Raw genomic sequence first — 17,006 nt, 5'->3', positions numbered from 1 at the left:
CCCCGCGTAGCTTGCGGGGCTGGTGTGTGCGGGGCGCCGGACGGAGCTCATGACAGTCGGTCCCGTACGGGAGCCCGGTGCGGACTCCCGTTCAGTTCTTGGGACTTGGGACTGCTACCGCGGAGCGGTTTACTTGAGACCGATCTTGTCGCAGGCGGCCTTGTACTTGCCCGCGCAGATCTCCTCGAGGGTGTAGACGCCGTCCTTGATCACGGTGTCGTTGATGTTCTCCTGGGTCAGCGACACGACCGGGACGAGTACGGAGGGCACGCCCTTGGTGGTGGGGCTGTCGACCGTGTCCTTGGCGACGGAATCGAGCGACTTGCCCTGGGCGAGCGCGACGGCCATCTCGGCGGCGGCCTCGGCCTCCGGAGCGTACGGCTTGTAGACGCTCATGAACTGCTCACCCGTCACGATGCGCTGCACACCCGCGAGTTCGGCGTCCTGGCCGGTGACCGGGACCTTGATGCCGGCGGCCTTCAGGGCGGTGATGATGCCGCCCGCCATGCCGTCGTTGGCGGAGTAGACGCCGACGATCTTGTCCTTGCCGAGGGCGGAGATGGCGCCCTCCATGTTGGCGTTGGCGTTCTCCGGCTTCCACTCCTTGGTGTCGTACTCGCGGCCGACCTTGACCTTGCCGTCGAGGGCGGAGTGCGCGCCCTCCTTGAACTTGGCGGCGTTCGGGTCGGTGGAGGAGCCGTTCATCATGACGATCTGGCCGTCCTTGGCCTTGTCGCCCAGCGCCTCGAGCAGGGCCTCGCCCTGCGTCTTGCCGACGGTCACGTTGTCGAACGAGGTGTAGGCGTCGATCGGGCCCTCGGCCAGGCGGTCGTAGGCCACGACCGGGATGCCGGCGTCCTTGGCGTTCTTCACCGAGCCGGCGATGGCCTTGGCGTCCACCGCGTCCAGGATCAGCACGTCGACCTTGTTGGTCACCATCGTGTCGACCTGCTGGTTCTGCTGGCTGGCGTCCTGCTTGGCGTTGGCGTAGATGACCTCGCCCTTGTTGTTCGTGAGCTCCTTGATCTTCTTCTCGATCAGGGGCTTGTCGAACTTCTCGTACCGCGCGGTCTGGTTCTCCGGCAGGAGCAGACCGACCTTGATGTTGTCGCCCTTGGCGGCGGAGTCGCCCGAGTCGCTGTCCTTGTCACCGGACTCGGCGGCGCTGCCGCAAGCGGCGAGAGAAACGGCCAGTGCGCTGGCGGCAACGGCAATGGCGGTACGACGCATACGCGTGTTCACTTCAGAAACCTCCCTGACGAGGCCGCGACGTTGCGACCGAGGTGGCTGGAAGTCAACTCGGCCACACGTGCGACGTCAAGAAGTAAATCCTTAACGAGATGGCAACGGTGCCAATCGTTCTCTAAGTGAAGGCAGGGGAGGTCACGGCGAGGGTGCCGCCCGCCGTACCGTCCAACAGGGTCGAATCGCCCATCTCGCCCAACGCGAGGGCGAGCGCGCCCAGTACCTCCGCACGGCCCCCGAGTGCTCCGGGGAGCACGGACAGTTGACGCGCGGCGCTGGGGATCGCGTAGCGGCCGACGGACTCCCTTATGGGGCCGAGGACCAGCTCGCCGGCCTCGGCGAGGTCACCGCCGAGGACCACCCGGCTCGGGTTCAACAGATTGCAGAGATTGGCGACTCCACTGCCGATGTGACGCCCCACGTCGGCGATCACCCTACGGCAGCCCGGATCGCCGCCGCGCGCCAGCCGTACGACACCCTCCATCGTCAGATCCGTGCCGTGGCTGGGCTGGAGCAGGGGCAGCACGTAGCGGGCCGCCGTGAAGGTCTCCAGGCAGCCGCGATTGCCGCAGCGGCAGACGGGGCCGGACTCGTCGAGCGTGATGTGCCCGATCTCCCCCGCGGTGCCGCCCGGCCCGCGGTAGATCTTCCCGCTGATCACCAGACCGGCGCCGACACCGCTGGCGACCTTGATGTACGCCAGGTCGCGCACGCCCCGGCCGCTGCCCCAGACCATCTCGCCGAGGGCGCCCAGGTTCGCGTCGTTGTCCACGTACACGGGCACGCCGAGCCGCCCCCGCAGCTCCTCGGCGGGCCTGGCGCCGGTCCAGCCGGGCAGGATCGCGGTCGAGCCCAGGGTGCCGGACTCCACGTCGATGGGTCCGGGCACGCCGAGGCCGACCCCGGCGACCTTGGCCCGGTCCACGCCGGTCGCCTCGATCAGCCGGTCGACCAGCTGCTCGGCCCGGTCGAAGCCCTGGGCCGCGGAGGCGTCCACGTCCAGCGGTTCGGACTCCTCGGCGAGCACCTGGTGGGCCAGGTTCCCGACCGCGACCCGCAGGTGGGTGTGTCCGAAGTCCACGCCCACGACGATCCCGGCGTCCCCGCTGAGCGATACGCTGCGGGCCCGGCGGCCGCCCGACGAGGTGGGCGTGACCTCGACGGTCCCGCTCTCCCTCAGCTCCCGGACGATATTGGACACCGTCGCCGCGGACAGACCCGTGGTCCTCGCGATCTCGGCCTGGGTGAGGGAGCCCGCCAGACGTACTGCTCGAACGACCCGTTCAAGATTGGCTCGGTGCAGTGACGACTGCGACCCCGGAGTCTTCACGACTGACCTCCTGCGCGCGGGGCCGCTTCGGTGAGGCCCCGTCCTGTGTCCAACTAGTGAACTCTAAGATGAGCTGTTCGGGTCGCCTCCCGTCAAGAGGTTGAACCGTTTCCAGGTCCGTGGACACCACTGCACCCGCCACTCCCTGGGGCGGGAGCGGCGGGTGTGCGAGGCAATCCGGAGGGTGACTTCAGAGGGTCCGGGGACGCTCCCCGGAGCGCCTTCCGGGCAGCGCCGGCCGACCGGCCGGAAAGGGGCCGGAGGCTACTTCAGTGCGCCCGCGGTGAGGCCCTGCACGACCTGGCGCTGGAAGACGATGTACGCGGCGAGCACGGGGAGCATCGCCATCACGAGGCCGGCGAAGAGACCGGACCAGTCCCCCTTGTAGCCCTGGCTGACGGCCAGCTGCACCAGGCCCTGGGTGAGGACGTGCTTGTCCTCGTCGGTGTTGAGCACGGTGGGCAGCATGTACTGGTTCCACTGGCCCAGGAAGTTGAAGATCCCCACGCTGATCAGGCCCGGTCTGGCCATCGGGAGCATGATCTGGAAGAACGTCCTGCTGTGCGAGGCGCCGTCCACGAACGCGGCCTCCGCCACGCTGCTGGGCAGGGTCCGGAAGAACGCGGTCAGGAAGAACACGGTGAACGGCAGCGAGTAGGCGATGTAGACCAGGATCAGCCCGTGGATCGTGTTCAGCAGGCCCATGTTGTTGACGACGTAGAACAGCGGGACCAGCGCGAGCATGATCGGGAAGCTCATGCCGCCGATGAACAGGTAGTAGATGAACCGGTTGCCCGGGAACTCGAAGCGGGCCAGCACATAGGCGGCCATCGAACCCAGCACCAGGGTGCCGATGAGCGAGCCGCCCACCACCAGGACGGTGTTGAGGAAGTAGTCGCTCATATGGGCCTGGGACCAGGCCCGGGACCAGTTCTCGAAGTGGAGCTTGTCCGGCAGCGACCAGGGCGAGCCGAAGATGGAGGCGTCGTCCTTGAAGGACGTCATCACCGCCCACAGCAGCGGCAGGGCCACCATGACCGCCCAGATCACCAGGATTCCGTGCGAGAAGACGTTGAGGACGCCGCCCGCCTTCTTCTCCTTGGGGGGCGCGCCGGCGGGGAGGTCGGTCTTGGTGACGGTGACACCGGACTCGGCCGGTACCGGGGCGGGGGTCTCGGTCGTCTTCATGTGATCAGTACTCCAGCCGCTCGCGCCGCCCCAGCTTCATCACGACGGCGGCGAAGGCCAGCGTGACGAGGAGGAGGGCGACACCGATGGTGGTGGCGTAGGCGGCCTGACCGTCGCGGAACGCCTTCTGGTACACGTACAGGACCATGACGGTGGTCGAGTAGTCGGGACCGCCGGGCCCGGTCGTCATGATGTGTACGACCGCGAACGATTCGGCGCCCAGGGCGAGGATGCCCATGTAGACCCAGCCGGACTGCACGGTGTCCCACAGCAGCGGCAGGGTGATGCGGAAGAAGGTGGTGATCCGGTCGGCGCCGTCCAGCAGCGCCGCCTCGTAGAGGTCCAGCGGGATGGACGCCATACCGGCGGAGAAGAGGACCACGAAGAAGCCCACCGTGGACCAGACGATCACCGCCATGACGGCCCACAGGGCGAGGTCCGGATCGCCCAGCCAGAGCGGCTGGATGCCGTCGAGCCCGACCGCCCGCAGGAACGAGTTGATCGCACCGCTGTCGGGGTTGTACGCGAACGCGAACAGCAGGGCGACGATCGCGATCGAGAGCACCTGCGGGAAGAAGTAGACGATCTTGTAGAAGGCGGAGCCCCGGACCCCCGAGATCACCGGTCCGCCGCGGCGCCGCCGGCCGCCCGCATTGATCATGAAGGAGAGGAACAGCGCCAGACCGATCGTCACCACCGGTACCAGCAGGGCGAACAGCAGACTGTGCCGCAACGATTTCCAGAAGATATCGTCGTCGAGCATGCGTTCGTAGTTGGCGAACCCGACCATCTCGAAGTCGGGGCTCAGACCGGTCCAGTCCGTGAACGAGTAGTAGATCGACTGGACGAACGGCCAGACGACGAAGAGCGCGTACAGCCCCAGGGGAACCGCCAGGAACCCCACGATGAACCGGTACTTGCCGTGCTGCATTGCTACGACCCCGATCTGCGCGCGGGCGGCCGTCGGGGCCCGCCCGGCAACGGTGCGCCGGGCAGGCCCTGGTGACGGGAGCTCACTGATTGCTCACTGACCGCTCACTGGTGCTTGTAGTGCTTGATCGACGAGTCCTTGGCCGTCTCGTCCGCGAAGGCCTGGATCTTCTTGACGGTCTCGGCCGGGGTCGCGCGGCCGGCCATCATCTCGCCGAGGCCGGAGACGCCGATCTTCTCCTTCTGGAGCTGCACGTACCAGTCCTGGAGGCGCGGGTTCACCACGTTCTCCCCGGCCACGTCCAGCGCTGCGACACCGGACTTCAGGCCCGGGGTCAGTTCGATGCCGTCGGTGCCGCCGTTGTACGCGGTCAGTGACTTCACCTTGCCGGTGAAGTTCTTCGAGGACGCCTCGCTCAGCATGACGCGCAGCTGCTCCATGCCGCCGGCGGTGTTCGCCGCCTTGGCGGGGACGACGAAGGGTTCGCCGCCGGAGGCCCAGATGGTGCCGAAGGGCAGCTTGTCGGAGGAGTCCAGGCCGGTGGGCGCGGAGACGGCGAGGCCGAAGTCGTCGGGCATGACGTTCGCCGACTCGTTCTCCACCCAGGAGCCGTTCGGGATGAACAGCGCGTCGCCCTTGGCCCAGGCGGTCTGGGACTGGATGTGGTCCAGGCCCGGGGTGCCCTTGAGGACGTAGCCCTTCTGCTGGAGCTCGTAGTAGGCCTCGAAGCACGCCTTGACGGCGGGGTGCTTCCAGGCGTTCGGCTCCAGGTTGTCGATGGCGTCGAGCACCTCGCGCCCGCCGACCTTGCCGATCATCGGGTACAGCGAGAAGGGGAGGTAGTACGGGTACTTGCCGGCGTAGGTCCAGCCGGCCATGCCCTTCTTCTTGGCCTTCGCGCAGACCGCGAGCATCTGGTCCCAGGTCTCGGGGTACTGCTCGTCGAGCGAGTCCAGCGCCTTCTGCGAGTACCAGACGCCGTAGACCGTGTAGGCGTAGTAGAGGATCCAGACCTGCTCGCCGTCGAACTGGCCCATCTCGACGATGCCGGGCCGCAGCGTGTCGCGGACCTTGGTGCCCGGGTCGTCGTAGGAGGGGGCGTCCAGCAGCGGGGTGAGGTCGGTGAGCTGCTTCTTGCCGACCAGGGTGCCCATGTCCATCTGCTCGGCGCCGGAGTTGTCGATGAGGTCGGGCGGGGTGCCCTGGTTGAAGCGCGGCTGCAGGGTGGACTGGATCTTCTGGGTGGCGGAGAATTTCACCTTCGCCCCGGGGAAGGCCTTTTCGTACACCTTGACGGCGTCCTCGGCGTACTCCTTGCCGAAACCGCCGTCGAACAGGACGAATTCCATCTGCGCGGTGTCATTGACGCCGAGCGGGTTCTTCGCGGTCTTCTTGCCCGCCTCGGCCTTCTCCTGGTCGTCCCCGCCGCCACTGGCACACGCCGACAGAAAGCTCATCGTGGGGACGGAGATCAGGCCGAGCGCCGCGGACCGCTTGATCAGGTCACGGCGGCCCACTCCGGTGGTGCCGTGGCCGGTTCGGTCACGGGTGCCGTGCTCGCGGGTGCCGTCGTACTCGGCGGAGTTGGATCCCATGCTCAAGTCCTCGCCTTCTCCAGGACTCAGGCGGTGAACCGGATCCTTCCCGGCACCGCGTTCGGGTCGCGCTGGGTTGTGCAGGAAGTGCAGGAGTGCAGGAAGTGCTGGACATGCCGGGCGTGCAGGAAGTGTGGCCGGTGCCGGCGGCACCAGTGGTACGGGACGTGGTGGCGTTCGCTGTCCGGGAGCTGTGAAGATGCCCGGAGTGCCGACAGGTATAGTCCACTTTCCGCCGCCGGAGCAAGATCGAACACAAGGTTCACCATGGGTCTTTTCCGAGTTGAGACCTGGCGCGAATATGAGCGGTCGTCGCGTTTCGAAACGGAAGAATCCCTGCCTCCGAACCTGAAGGCCGCATTCAACACCCTTGACACCACACGCCGCTTGACCCACTACTGGTGCTTGCGCAGCAATTCTGACAACGTTGTCCAGCGCAGGGAGGGTGCTCGCGCATGCAGCACGGAGTTCGGCACAGAAGCCGTTACAGATGGGGCCCGGCGGTCGTCGCGACGACCGCCTTCGCCGTGGCGGCGGCCTCCCCGGGGGTCGCGGTCGCGCTGCCCGGGGCACCCGCAAAGGCGGACCGGGAGTTCACTTCGTCGTTCGAGGCCGGGGAACCCGCCCCCGACTGGCTGAACACCGTCGACACCACGCGGGGCGGCAAGAAGCGCGCCTCGGGCGTCGACGGCGGCTACAGCAGCGGCATACCGGGCAACGTCACCGACCATGTCACGGACGTGCGCGCCAGTTCGGAGAACGCGGGCGCCGGGGAGGTGAAGGAGAACCTCGTCGACGGCGAGCCCGGCAGCAAGTGGCTGGCCTTCACGTCCACCGGCTGGGCCGAGTTCGACCTGGACGCACCGGTCGAGGTGGTCAGGTACGCGCTCACCTCGGCCAACGACTTCGCCCCGCGCGACCCGCGGGACTGGACCCTGAAGGGTTCGGCCGACGGCGAGAAATGGACGACCCTCGACACCCGTTCGGGCGAGACGTTCGCGGAGCGGTTCCAGACCAAGGTCTACGACCTGGACGCATCGGCCGTCGCCGGGTACAAGCACTTCCGGCTGGAGATCACCAAGAACGGCGGAGCGGACGCACTCCAGCTCGCCGACGTCCAGTTCTCCACCGGCGACACCGAGGAGCCCACCCCGCAGGACATGCTCTCGCTGGTCGACCGCGGGCCGAGCGGTTCCCCGACGGCGAAGTCGGGTGCCGGATTCACCGGAAAGCGTGCGCTGCGCTACGCCGGACGGCACACGGCCGACGGGCACGCCTACTCGTACAACAAGGTCTTCGACGTCAATGTGAAGGTCGACCGCCGTACCGAGCTGTCGTACAAGATCTTCCCGTCGATGGCGGACGGCGACCTCGACTACGACGCCACGAACGTCTCCGTCGACCTGGCCTTCACCGACGGCACCCACCTGAGCGAGCTGCGCGCCACCGACCGGCACGGCTTCCCGCTGACCCCGCGGGGACAGGGCGACGCCAAGGTGCTGTACGTCAACCAGTGGAACAGCGTCGCGTCGGGGATCGGCTCGGTCGCGGCCGGCAAGACCGTCGACCGGATCCTGGTCGCGTACGACTCCGCCAAGGGCCCGGCGAAGTTCCGGGGCTGGCTGGACGACGTGTCGCTGAAGCAGGTGAAGCCCGAGCGGCCGAAGGCCCATCTGTCCGACCACGCGGTGACGACCCGGGGCACCAACTCCAGCGGCGGTTTCTCGCGCGGCAACAACTTCCCGGCGACCGCTGTACCGCACGGCTTCAACTTCTGGACGCCGGTGACCAACGCCGGTTCCCTGAGCTGGCTGTACGACTACGCGCGCGGCAACAACGCGGACAACCTGCCGACGATCCAGGCGTTCAGCGCGAGCCACGAGCCGAGCCCCTGGATGGGCGACCGGCAGACCTTCCAAGTGCTGCCGTCCGCCGCCTCCGGCACCCCGGAACTGGGCCGTGAGGAAAGGGAACTGGCCTTCCGGCACGAGAACGAGACCGCGCGGCCGTACTACTACGGGGTACGGTTCGAGAACGGCCAGAAGGCGGAGATCGCGCCGACGGACCACGCGGCGGTCATGCGCTTCACCTACCCGGGTGACGACGCGAGTGTCCTGTTCGACAACGTCACCGACCAGGCCGGCCTGACCCTCGACGAGGAGAACGGCACCTTCAACGGCTACTCGGACGTGAAGTCCGGGCTGTCCACGGGCGCCACCCGGCTGTTCGTGCACGGCGAGTTCGACAAGCCGGTGACGGACGGTTCCACCGCGGGCGTCAAGGGCCATCTGCGGTTCGACGCGGGCAAGGACCGGACGGTCACCCTGCGCCTGGCCACCTCGCTGATCAGCGTCGACCAGGCGAAGGACAACCTGCGCCAGGAGATCCCCGCGGGCCGGTCCTTCGACTCGGTCAAGCGGAGTGCCCAGCGGCAGTGGGACGAACTCCTCGGCAAGGTCGAGGTCGAGGGCGCCACGCCGGACCAGCTGACCACGCTCTACTCGAGCCTCTACCGGCTGTACCTGTACCCGAACTCGGGCTTCGAGAAGGTCGACGGGAAGCACAAGTACGCCTCCCCCTTCTCGAAGATGCCGGGTCCGGACACCCCGACGCACACCGGCGCGAAGATCGTCGACGGCAAGGTGTACGTCAACAACGGTTTCTGGGACACCTACCGGACCACCTGGCCGGCGTACTCCTTCCTGACCCCCTCCAAGGCGGGTGAGCTGGTCGACGGGTTCGTGCAGCACTACAAGGACGGCGGCTGGACCTCCCGCTGGTCCTCCCCCGGCTACGCCGACCTGATGACCGGCACCTCCTCGGACGTCGCGTTCGCCGACGCGTACGTCAAGGGCGTGGACTTCGACGCGGAGACGGCGTACGACGCGGCCGTCAAGAACGCCACCGTCGTGCCCCCGTCGTCGGGCGTCGGCCGCAAGGGCATGGCGACCTCGCCCTTCCTCGGCTACACCGGCACCGAGACGCACGAGGGCCTGTCCTGGGCCCTGGAGGGTTACCTCAACGACTACGGCATCGCCCGGATGGGCGAGGCCCTCCACAAGAAGACCGGCGACAAGCGCTACAAGGAGGAGTCCGCCTACTTCCTCGACCGGGCCCAGGAGTACGTCAACCTGTTCGACTCCGAGGCCGGGTTCTTCCAGGGGAGGAGCACGAAGGGCGACTGGCGCGTCGAGTCCTCGAAGTACGACCCGCGAATATGGGGCCACGACTACACCGAGACGAACGGCTGGGGCTACGCCTTCACCGCCCCGCAGGACAGCCGGGGCCTGGCCAATCTGTACGGCGGCCGGGGCGGTCTCGCGGACAAGCTCGACGAGTACCTGTCCACCCCCGAGACGGCCTCCCCGGAGTTCAAGGGCTCCTACGGCGGTGTCATCCACGAGATGACCGAGGCGCGGGACGTCCGGATGGGCATGTACGGGCACTCCAACCAGGTGGCCCACCACGCCCTGTACATGTACGACGCGGCCGGGCAGCCCTGGAAGACCCAGAAGAACGTCCGTGAGGTGCTGTCGCGGCTCTACACCGGCAGCGAGATCGGGCAGGGCTACCACGGGGACGAGGACAACGGCGAGCAGTCGGCCTGGTACCTGTTCTCCTCCCTCGGCTTCTATCCGCTGGTGATGGGAAGCGGCGAGTACGCCATCGGCTCCCCGCTGTTCAAGAAGGTGACCGTGCACCTGGAGAACGGCCGCGAACTGGTCGTCAAGGCGCCGAAGAACAGCGCGAAGAACGTGTACGTACAAGGGCTGAAGGTCAACGGCAAGCGCTGGAACTCCACTTCGCTCCCCCACTCGGTGGTCGCGAAGGGCGGGGTCCTGGAGTTCGACATGGGCCCGCGGCCGTCGTCGTGGGGCACCGGCGAGAAGGCGGCCCCCGTGTCGATCACCCAGGACGACGAGGTGCCCACGCCCCGCGAGGACGTGCTGAAGGGCGCGGGCGCCCTGTTCGACAACTCCTCGGCGACCGGCGCCACGGTGACCACGGTCGACCTGCCCGTGGAGGGGGACGTGAAGGCGGTCCAGTACACGCTGACGTCCTCGGACCACGCCGAGGCGCCCAAGGGCTGGACCCTCCAGGGATCGGCCGACGGCACGAGCTGGAAGACCCTCGACAAGCGGGCGGACGACGCCGACGCCTTCCGCTGGGACCGGCAGACCCGGGCCTTCTCGGTGGACAAGCCGGGGAAGTACGGCCACTACCGGCTGGTCCTCAGCGGTGAGGCGACGCTGACGGAGGTGGAACTGCTGAGCTGAGCCGGCCGCGCGTCGGGAGGCGGGTCCGGGCCTTGGTGGCCCGGACCCGCCTCGTCGTGCCGGCGGCACGTCGTGTCAGCGCCGTGCACGGGGCGGGTTCAGCCCACCCGGCAGGGCAGGCTCGTCGTACTGTCACCGCCGGAGCCGGAGACGACATAGCCGAAGGTGGTGCTCTGTCCCGGATTCAGCGCGCCGTTGTAGTCGGCGTTGTGGACCATGACGTTCTGTCCCTGGTAGGTGGCGTTGCCGCTCCACAGACTGTCGACCCGCTGGCCGGCCGGGAGGGCCCAGTCGACCATCCAGCCGAGCATGGGGACGTTACCGCTGTTGGTGACGGTCACCTGGGACTGGTAGCCGCCGTTCCAGCTGCCCGTCGTGGAGCGGGTGGCGGTGCACTGGCCGGGAACGGGCTCGGTCGGGGGGTTGCCGGGCTCCTTGATGCCGGTCACCTCGCCGTTGCCGCCGTCGAAGACGACGTCGGAGCAGGAGTAGAAGGTCTCCGCACTGTCCGAACGCTGCCAGACCATGTAGACGATGTGACGGCCCGACTTGCCCTCCGGAAGCTGCCCGGTCCAGGAGTAGTTGGCGTCGACGGTGCCCGGGGATCCGTTGAGCGGCGGGTGGTCGACGGAGAGGAAGGGCTGCTTCTCCATGTCGGCCCAGGTGAGGGTCCGGGTCGGGTCGAAGCCGTCCTTGGTGATGTACACGTAGAACCAGCCCGGGTGAGCGGCCCAGGCGTTGTAGGAGAAGTCGACGGTCGCACCCGAGGTGAGGTGGGTGAGCGGCCAGTCGTCGCGCGGCTGGTTGAAGCCGGTGAAGCTGGTGTTGCCGCCGCTGCACAGCTGCCCGTCCGGCACGAAGCCTTCGGTACGGCCGGCGCCGTCGGAGCGCAGTACGGAGAACCAGTTGTAGAACGGTGTGGTGCCGCTGACCTGTGCGGCGGCCTTGCACGCCGGGTTGACCGGCTTGATCTCACCGGTGCTGGTGAGCCCGTCCTGCCAGCACAGGAAGGTCCGGCTGGCGGGCTTCATCGGCGTCCCGTGCGCCTCCGCCTCGCCGCCCGCGCTCATGACCAGGCCGACGGCCGGGAGGGTGGCGAGCAGGGAGACGAGGACCAGGAAGACGGCCCGGGTGCGGGTGGGGAGTGTGGGCCGGGGAGCGGTGCCGCCCCTCGCCCTTGTTCTCGTTTTTGTCAGGATCATGACATGCCTGTCCGTCGCTGCGGGTGGGGCGCTGCGGGTCACGGGTCGTGCGCGTGCATGCGTGCACATGCGTGCACGCATGCACGTGTGGGGCCGAGTGAGACGGGAGCATCCTTGCGGCGGGTTCCGGTCCGACGAAGAATGGGAGCGCTCCCATCTCACTCGTACGGGGAAGGTAGCGCCGGAGGCTCCGCTTGTAAACGGGTGACGCAACAGGGGCGGCACCGGGGGCGGTCACGAGCCGTTCAGGGCGGCTCGTCGAGGAGCCGTTCGACGGCGGCTGCCGCTTGCGCTCCTTCGAAGAGCCTGACCAGGATCGCCAGCACGCGGTCTCCGTACGGGGCGTTCAGCGCCGCCCGGACGATCACCACCACGTCGTCACGGAGCCGCGTCCCGCGCAGGTCGACCGGGTGGTGCAACTGCTCCCCCAGGACCGACGCGAACTGCGCCCGGCCCTGTGCGTCCGCCATGCACGACAGCGTGCTCAACTCTCCGGTGAGGCGCAGGAACAGGGCCACCCTCCGAGAACGGCGCGGGGAGCCGGGACGGAGGGCGGGACCGGAGTCCGCCTCTTCGGCCGGAGCGGGTGCGGCGGGTGCGGTAGGGGCCTCGGTGGTGGGGGCCGCGGGGGCGGTGAGGGCCTCGGGGGCCGCGGGAGCGGAGGCGGCACTGCCGCCCCGGCCCAGTTGCCGCTCCAACCCGGCGGCCACACCACCTCCTTCGAAGAACTCCACCGTCCACACCAGCGCGCGCACACCGCCCTTCTGCCGCACCGCGGCCCGCGCCATCGTCGCCACGTCCTCCCGCAGCCGGACACCCCGCAGGTCGACACGGCGGCTCAGTTCCTCCCCCAGCACCATCGCGAACTCCGACCGGCTCCGGACGTCCTCCATGCACGCCAGTCCGCTCAGCAACTCGGCGATCAGCACCAGTTCGGAGAGACCGTCGCCCGGCGAAGGCACCGGGGGTGACGGGGGCACCGGGATCTCCGAGATCGCCGGGGTCGCCGGGGTCGCCGACTCGTGTCCCTGCCCCTGCTCCTGCTTCCGCCCCTGCTCCTGCTCCTGCCCGGGCTCCTGCTCCTGCCGCTGTCCGCGCACCGAGCGCGCGATCACGACCCGGTGCTCCAGCTCGGCCCACATCTGAGGGCGTTGGACGACCTGGGCCGCCTGCAGTTCGTCGTACACGTAGTCGTAGAGCTCGTGGACGCCGATCACCCCGTCCCCGTCGCGGTCCGCCTCGCCCGAACGCAGGCCCTTGATGACGGCACCGGTGAACCGGGAGGGCTGCGGCTCCAGTTCGTCGAGCCGATCGCCCTCCCAGGCGTACTCGGTGCGGTTGGTCGCGGTGAGCACCGCCCGGCCGTGTCCGGCGAGTTCGTCCCTGAGGTGCACCACGGTGTCGCCCTTGCTGCCCGGCAGGAAGGCGCCGCTGTAGCAGCAGTCCAGGAGCAGGACGATGGACCGCGCCCGGCACCGGCGCATCTGGGTGTGCAGGAACGCGGCGGGGACGGAGGTGGAGGCGAGCAGTCTGTGGTCGGTGTCCGTGGTGGCGAAGTGCAGTTCGCCGTTGTCGTTCTTGACACCGTGGCAGGAGAGATGGAGCAGGAGGACGTCGTCGCGGCGACGGTCGAGGAAGAAGCGTTCGACGGCCCGGGTCACCTCGTGGTGCCGGCCGTCGACGACCCTGCCGACCTCGAAGTCGCCGATCCGCGGGTCCTCGAGCACCTCGGCCAGGCCGTGCGCGTCGCGCACGGGCGAACGGAGCTGTCGCAGCGCCTGGTTGTCGTAGCGGCCGGTGGCGATGAGCAGGGCGAAGCGGCGGCTTGTGAACATGGTCGCCCCTCCCTCAGCCCTCCGGCCCGGTGTCAAGGACGGCGGAGCCGTCGTCCGCGTCCCGGCCGTCGTCCTCCCGCGTCGTCGCCGCTCGGGCGGCCAGGAAGGCCTCGATGAGGCGCTGCTGGTCGGCGGCGGAGACGGCCTCCAGCTCCAGACTGTCGTCGCCCAGCGCGATGCTGACGGTGCGCACCGGCCGGTTCTCGATCCAGGTCTGTACGAGGCCCAGCACCGAGCGGAGCGCGATGGGCGCCAGGGTCACCGCGAGTGCGCCGACGGCGATCGCGTCCACCGGTTTGGCACCGGGGGGAACATGGCCGGAGCGGACCGGTTCGACCCGGTCGACGTCCAGTTCGAGCAGGCGCTCGCGCAGGTGCCGGGTCAGCTCGTCGAGCTCTTCCTGGTCACTGTCCGGTCCTCCGGTCAGTACGAGTTGCATGCGCTCACTGCCGCGGCTCACCGCCACCCCCGTCACCTGGTGATGCTCCAGCGTACAACGGGGGCCGGGAGGCGGCCGGGGTGAGGAAGGGACGTGGACGGGATCGGGACAGGAGCGGGACAGGAGTGTGGCAACGGCGAGGGCCGCACCCCGGCGGACGGGGTGCGGCCCTCAACTGCCCTGCGGTAACCGCCCTGCGGTACCGCTTACTTACTGATCAGGTCACTTGCTGATCAGGCTGCGCAGCACGTACTGCAGGATGCCGCCGTTGCGGTAGTAGTCCGCCTCGCCGGGGGTGTCGATGCGGACGACCGCGTCGAACTCGACGCCTGCGTCGGTGGTGACCTTCACCGTGCCCGGAATGGTGCCGTTGTTCAGCTCGGTGACGCCGGCGAAGGAGAAGGTCTCCTCGCCCGTGAGACCGAGGGTCTCGGCGGTGTGGCCCTCCGGGAACTGGAGCGGCAGCACGCCCATGCCGATGAGGTTCGAGCGGTGGATGCGCTCGTACGACTCGGCGATGACGGCCTTGACGCCGAGGAGCGCGGTGCCCTTGGCGGCCCAGTCGCGGGACGAGCCGGAGCCGTACTCCTTGCCCGCCAGGACGACCAGCGGGATGCCCTGGTCGATGTAGTTGCGCGAGGCGTCGTAGATGAAGGAGACGGGGGCGTCGGCCTTCGTGAAGTCGCGCGTGTAGCCGCCCTCGGTGCCCGGCGCGATCTGGTTGCGCAGGCGGATGTTGGCGAACGTGCCGCGGATCATGACCTCGTGGTTGCCACGGCGGGAGCCGTAGCTGTTGAAGTCGCGGCGTTCGACGCCGTGCTCCGTGAGGTACTTGCCGGCCGGGGTGTCGGCCTTGATGGCACCGGCCGGGGAGATGTGGTCGGTGGTGACCGAGTCGCCCAGCTTGGCGAGGACGCGGGCGCCGGAGATGTCCTCGACCGGGGACGGGTCCATGCCCATGCCCTCGAAGTACGGGGGCTTGCGGACGTAGGTGGACTCGGCGTCCCACTCGAAGGTGTTGCCGGTCGGGATCGGCAGCGCCTGCCACTGGGCGTCACCGGCGAAGACGTCGGCGTAGGACTTGGTGAACATGTCCTCGCCGATGGTGTTGGCGACGACGTCGTTGACCTCGGCCTCGGTCGGCCAGATGTCCTTCAGGAAGACGGGGTTGCCGTCCTGGTCCAGGCCGAGGGACTCGCGGGTGATGTCCACCTTCATCGAACCGGCGATGGCGTAGGCCACGACCAGCGGCGGGGACGCCAGGTAGTTCATCTTGACGTCGGGGTTGATCCGGCCCTCGAAGTTGCGGTTGCCGGAGAGGACCGAGGTGACGGCGAGGTCGTGCTCGTTGACGGCCTGGGAGACCTCGTCCGGCAGCGGGCCGGAGTTGCCGATGCAGGTGGTGCAGCCGTAGCCGACCAGGTTGAAGCCGACCTTGTCGAGGTACGGGGTCAGGCCCGCCTTGTCGAAGTAGTCGGTGACGACCTTGGAGCCCGGGGCGAGGGTGGTCTTGACCCACGGCTTGCGGGTCAGGCCCTTCTCGACCGCCTTCTTCGCCACCAGGGCGGCGGCGACCATGACGTACGGGTTGGAGGTGTTGGTGCAGGAGGTGATCGCGGCGACGGTGACGTGGCCGTGGTCGAGCTCGTACTCCGTGCCGTCGGCGGCGGTGACCTTCACCTTGTGGCTGGGGGCGCCGTTGGTGATGGCCGGCGAGTCGGAGGCCGGGAAGGACTCCTGGCCGGCCTCGTCGACGTCGCCGCCGTCCTTGACGTAGTTGCGTACGTCCTGGGCGAACTGGGCCTTGGCGTCGGCGAGGACGATGCGGTCCTGCGGGCGCTTCGGGCCGGCGATGGAGGGCACGACGGTGGACAGGTCCAGCTCGAGCTTCTCGGAGAAGTCCGGCTCGGCCTTCGGGTCCAGCCAGAGGCCCTGCTCCTTGGCGTACGCCTCGACGAGCGCGACCTGCTGGTCGGTGCGGCCGGTCAAGCGCAGGTAGTTCAGCGTCTCGCCGTCGATCGGGAAGATCGCGGCGGTGGAGCCGAACTCCGGCGACATGTTGCCGATGGTGGCGCGGTTGGCCAGGCTCGTCGCGGCGACACCCTCGCCGTAGAACTCGACGAACTTGCCGACGACGCCGTGCTTGCGCAGCATCTCGGTGATGGTGAGCACCAGGTCGGTGGCGGTGGTGCCGGGCTTGAGCTCGCCGGTCAGCTTGAAGCCGACGACGCGCGGGATCAGCATGGAGACCGGCTGGCCGAGCATGGCGGCCTCGGCCTCGATGCCGCCGACGCCCCAGCCGAGGACGCCGAGGCCGTTGACCATGGTGGTGTGCGAGTCGGTGCCGACCAGGGTGTCGGGGTAGGCCTTGCCGTCACGGGTCATGACGACGCGGGCCAGGTGCTCGATGTTCACCTGGTGGACGATGCCGGTGCCGGGCGGGACGACCTTGAACTCGTCGAAGGCGGTCTGGCCCCAGCGCAGGAACTGGTAGCGCTCCTTGTTGCGGCCGTACTCCAGGTCGACGTTCTGCTTGAAGGCGTCGTTGGTGCCGAACTTGTCGGCGATGACGGAGTGGTCGATGACCAGCTCGGCCGGCGCCAGCGGGTTGATCTTCGCCGGGTCACCGCCCAGCTCCTTGACGGCCTCGCGCATGGTGGCGAGGTCCACGACACAGGGGACACCGGTGAAGTCCTGCATGATCACACGGGCCGGGGTGAACTGGATCTCCTCCGACGGCTGGGCCTGGGAGTCCCAGGAGCCGAGCGCGCGAATGTGGTCGGCGGTGATGTTCGCGCCGTCCTCGGTACGGAGCAGGTTCTCCAGCAGCACCTTCAGGCTGTAGGGAAGGCGCGCGGCGCCCTCGACCTTGTCCAGCCGGAAGATCTCGTACGACTCGTCGCCCACCTGCAGCGTGCTGCGGGCGTCGAAGCTGTTCGCCGACACGACAGTCTCCTTCATTGA

The 17,006-nt window shown here is 68.5% G+C and carries 10 protein-coding genes; 1 reads left to right on the top strand and 9 read right to left on the bottom strand.

The annotated features are described in order from the left end of the window. Window positions 1–129: 129 nt before the first annotated feature. The 5 genes from V4Y04_RS29775 to ngcE form a co-directional block, all read right to left on the bottom strand. Window positions 130–1,230 carry a substrate-binding domain-containing protein gene (locus V4Y04_RS29775; RefSeq protein ID WP_332433038.1) on the bottom strand — a complete coding sequence of 367 codons (1,101 nt, stop codon included), beginning with the start codon at window positions 1,228–1,230 and terminating at the stop codon, window positions 130–132. Between the two features lie 133 nt (window positions 1,231–1,363). Beyond that, window positions 1,364–2,575: an ROK family transcriptional regulator gene (locus tag V4Y04_RS29770; RefSeq protein WP_332431461.1), complete on the bottom strand. Its 1,212-nt coding sequence runs from the start codon at window positions 2,573–2,575 to the stop codon at window positions 1,364–1,366. Between the two features lie 264 nt (window positions 2,576–2,839). After that, window positions 2,840–3,763 carry a carbohydrate ABC transporter permease gene (locus V4Y04_RS29765; RefSeq protein WP_332431460.1) on the bottom strand — a complete coding sequence of 308 codons (924 nt, stop codon included), beginning with the start codon at window positions 3,761–3,763 and terminating at the stop codon, window positions 2,840–2,842. Between the two features lie 4 nt (window positions 3,764–3,767). Next, entirely contained in the window at window positions 3,768–4,694 is a 927-nt protein-coding gene (locus V4Y04_RS29760; protein WP_332431459.1) for a carbohydrate ABC transporter permease, read from the bottom strand. Between the two features lie 104 nt (window positions 4,695–4,798). Beyond that, window positions 4,799–6,289, bottom strand: a complete 1,491-nt coding sequence (ngcE, locus tag V4Y04_RS29755) for an N-acetylglucosamine/diacetylchitobiose ABC transporter substrate-binding protein (protein WP_332431458.1) — start codon at window positions 6,287–6,289, stop codon at window positions 4,799–4,801. 455 nt (window positions 6,290–6,744) lie between these two features. Here ngcE and V4Y04_RS29750 point away from each other — a divergent pair, with 455 nt between their 5' ends. Continuing rightward, on the top strand, window positions 6,745–10,566 hold the full coding sequence (locus V4Y04_RS29750; protein ID WP_332431457.1) for a GH92 family glycosyl hydrolase: 3,822 nt from the start codon (window positions 6,745–6,747) through the stop codon (window positions 10,564–10,566). 98 nt (window positions 10,567–10,664) lie between these two features. Here V4Y04_RS29750 and V4Y04_RS29745 read toward each other — a convergent pair whose 3' ends face one another. The 4 genes from V4Y04_RS29745 to acnA form a co-directional block, all read right to left on the bottom strand. After that, the gene (locus V4Y04_RS29745; RefSeq protein WP_332431456.1) at window positions 10,665–11,768 is read right to left on the bottom strand and encodes a lytic polysaccharide monooxygenase auxiliary activity family 9 protein; all 1,104 of its coding nucleotides are present in this window, start codon (window positions 11,766–11,768) and stop codon (window positions 10,665–10,667) included. A gap of 245 nt (window positions 11,769–12,013) precedes the next feature. Continuing rightward, a complete protein-coding gene (locus V4Y04_RS29740; RefSeq protein WP_332431455.1) occupies window positions 12,014–13,603 on the bottom strand; it encodes a caspase, EACC1-associated type in 1,590 nt (529 codons plus the stop codon). A gap of 13 nt (window positions 13,604–13,616) precedes the next feature. Next, entirely contained in the window at window positions 13,617–14,063 is a 447-nt protein-coding gene (locus V4Y04_RS29735) for a hypothetical protein (RefSeq protein WP_332431454.1), read from the bottom strand. Window positions 14,064–14,264: 201 nt separating this feature from the next. Next, window positions 14,265–16,988 carry an aconitate hydratase AcnA gene (gene acnA, locus V4Y04_RS29730; RefSeq protein WP_332431453.1) on the bottom strand — a complete coding sequence of 908 codons (2,724 nt, stop codon included), beginning with the start codon at window positions 16,986–16,988 and terminating at the stop codon, window positions 14,265–14,267. Window positions 16,989–17,006 lie beyond the last annotated feature (18 nt).

It is taken from the genome of Streptomyces sp. P9-A2 (assembly GCF_036634175.1).
Classification (GTDB): Bacteria; Actinomycetota; Actinomycetes; order Streptomycetales; family Streptomycetaceae; genus Streptomyces; species Streptomyces pratens.
The sequence above is the reverse complement of the archived record's forward strand: the minus strand, read 5'-3'. Positions and strand labels throughout refer to the sequence as shown.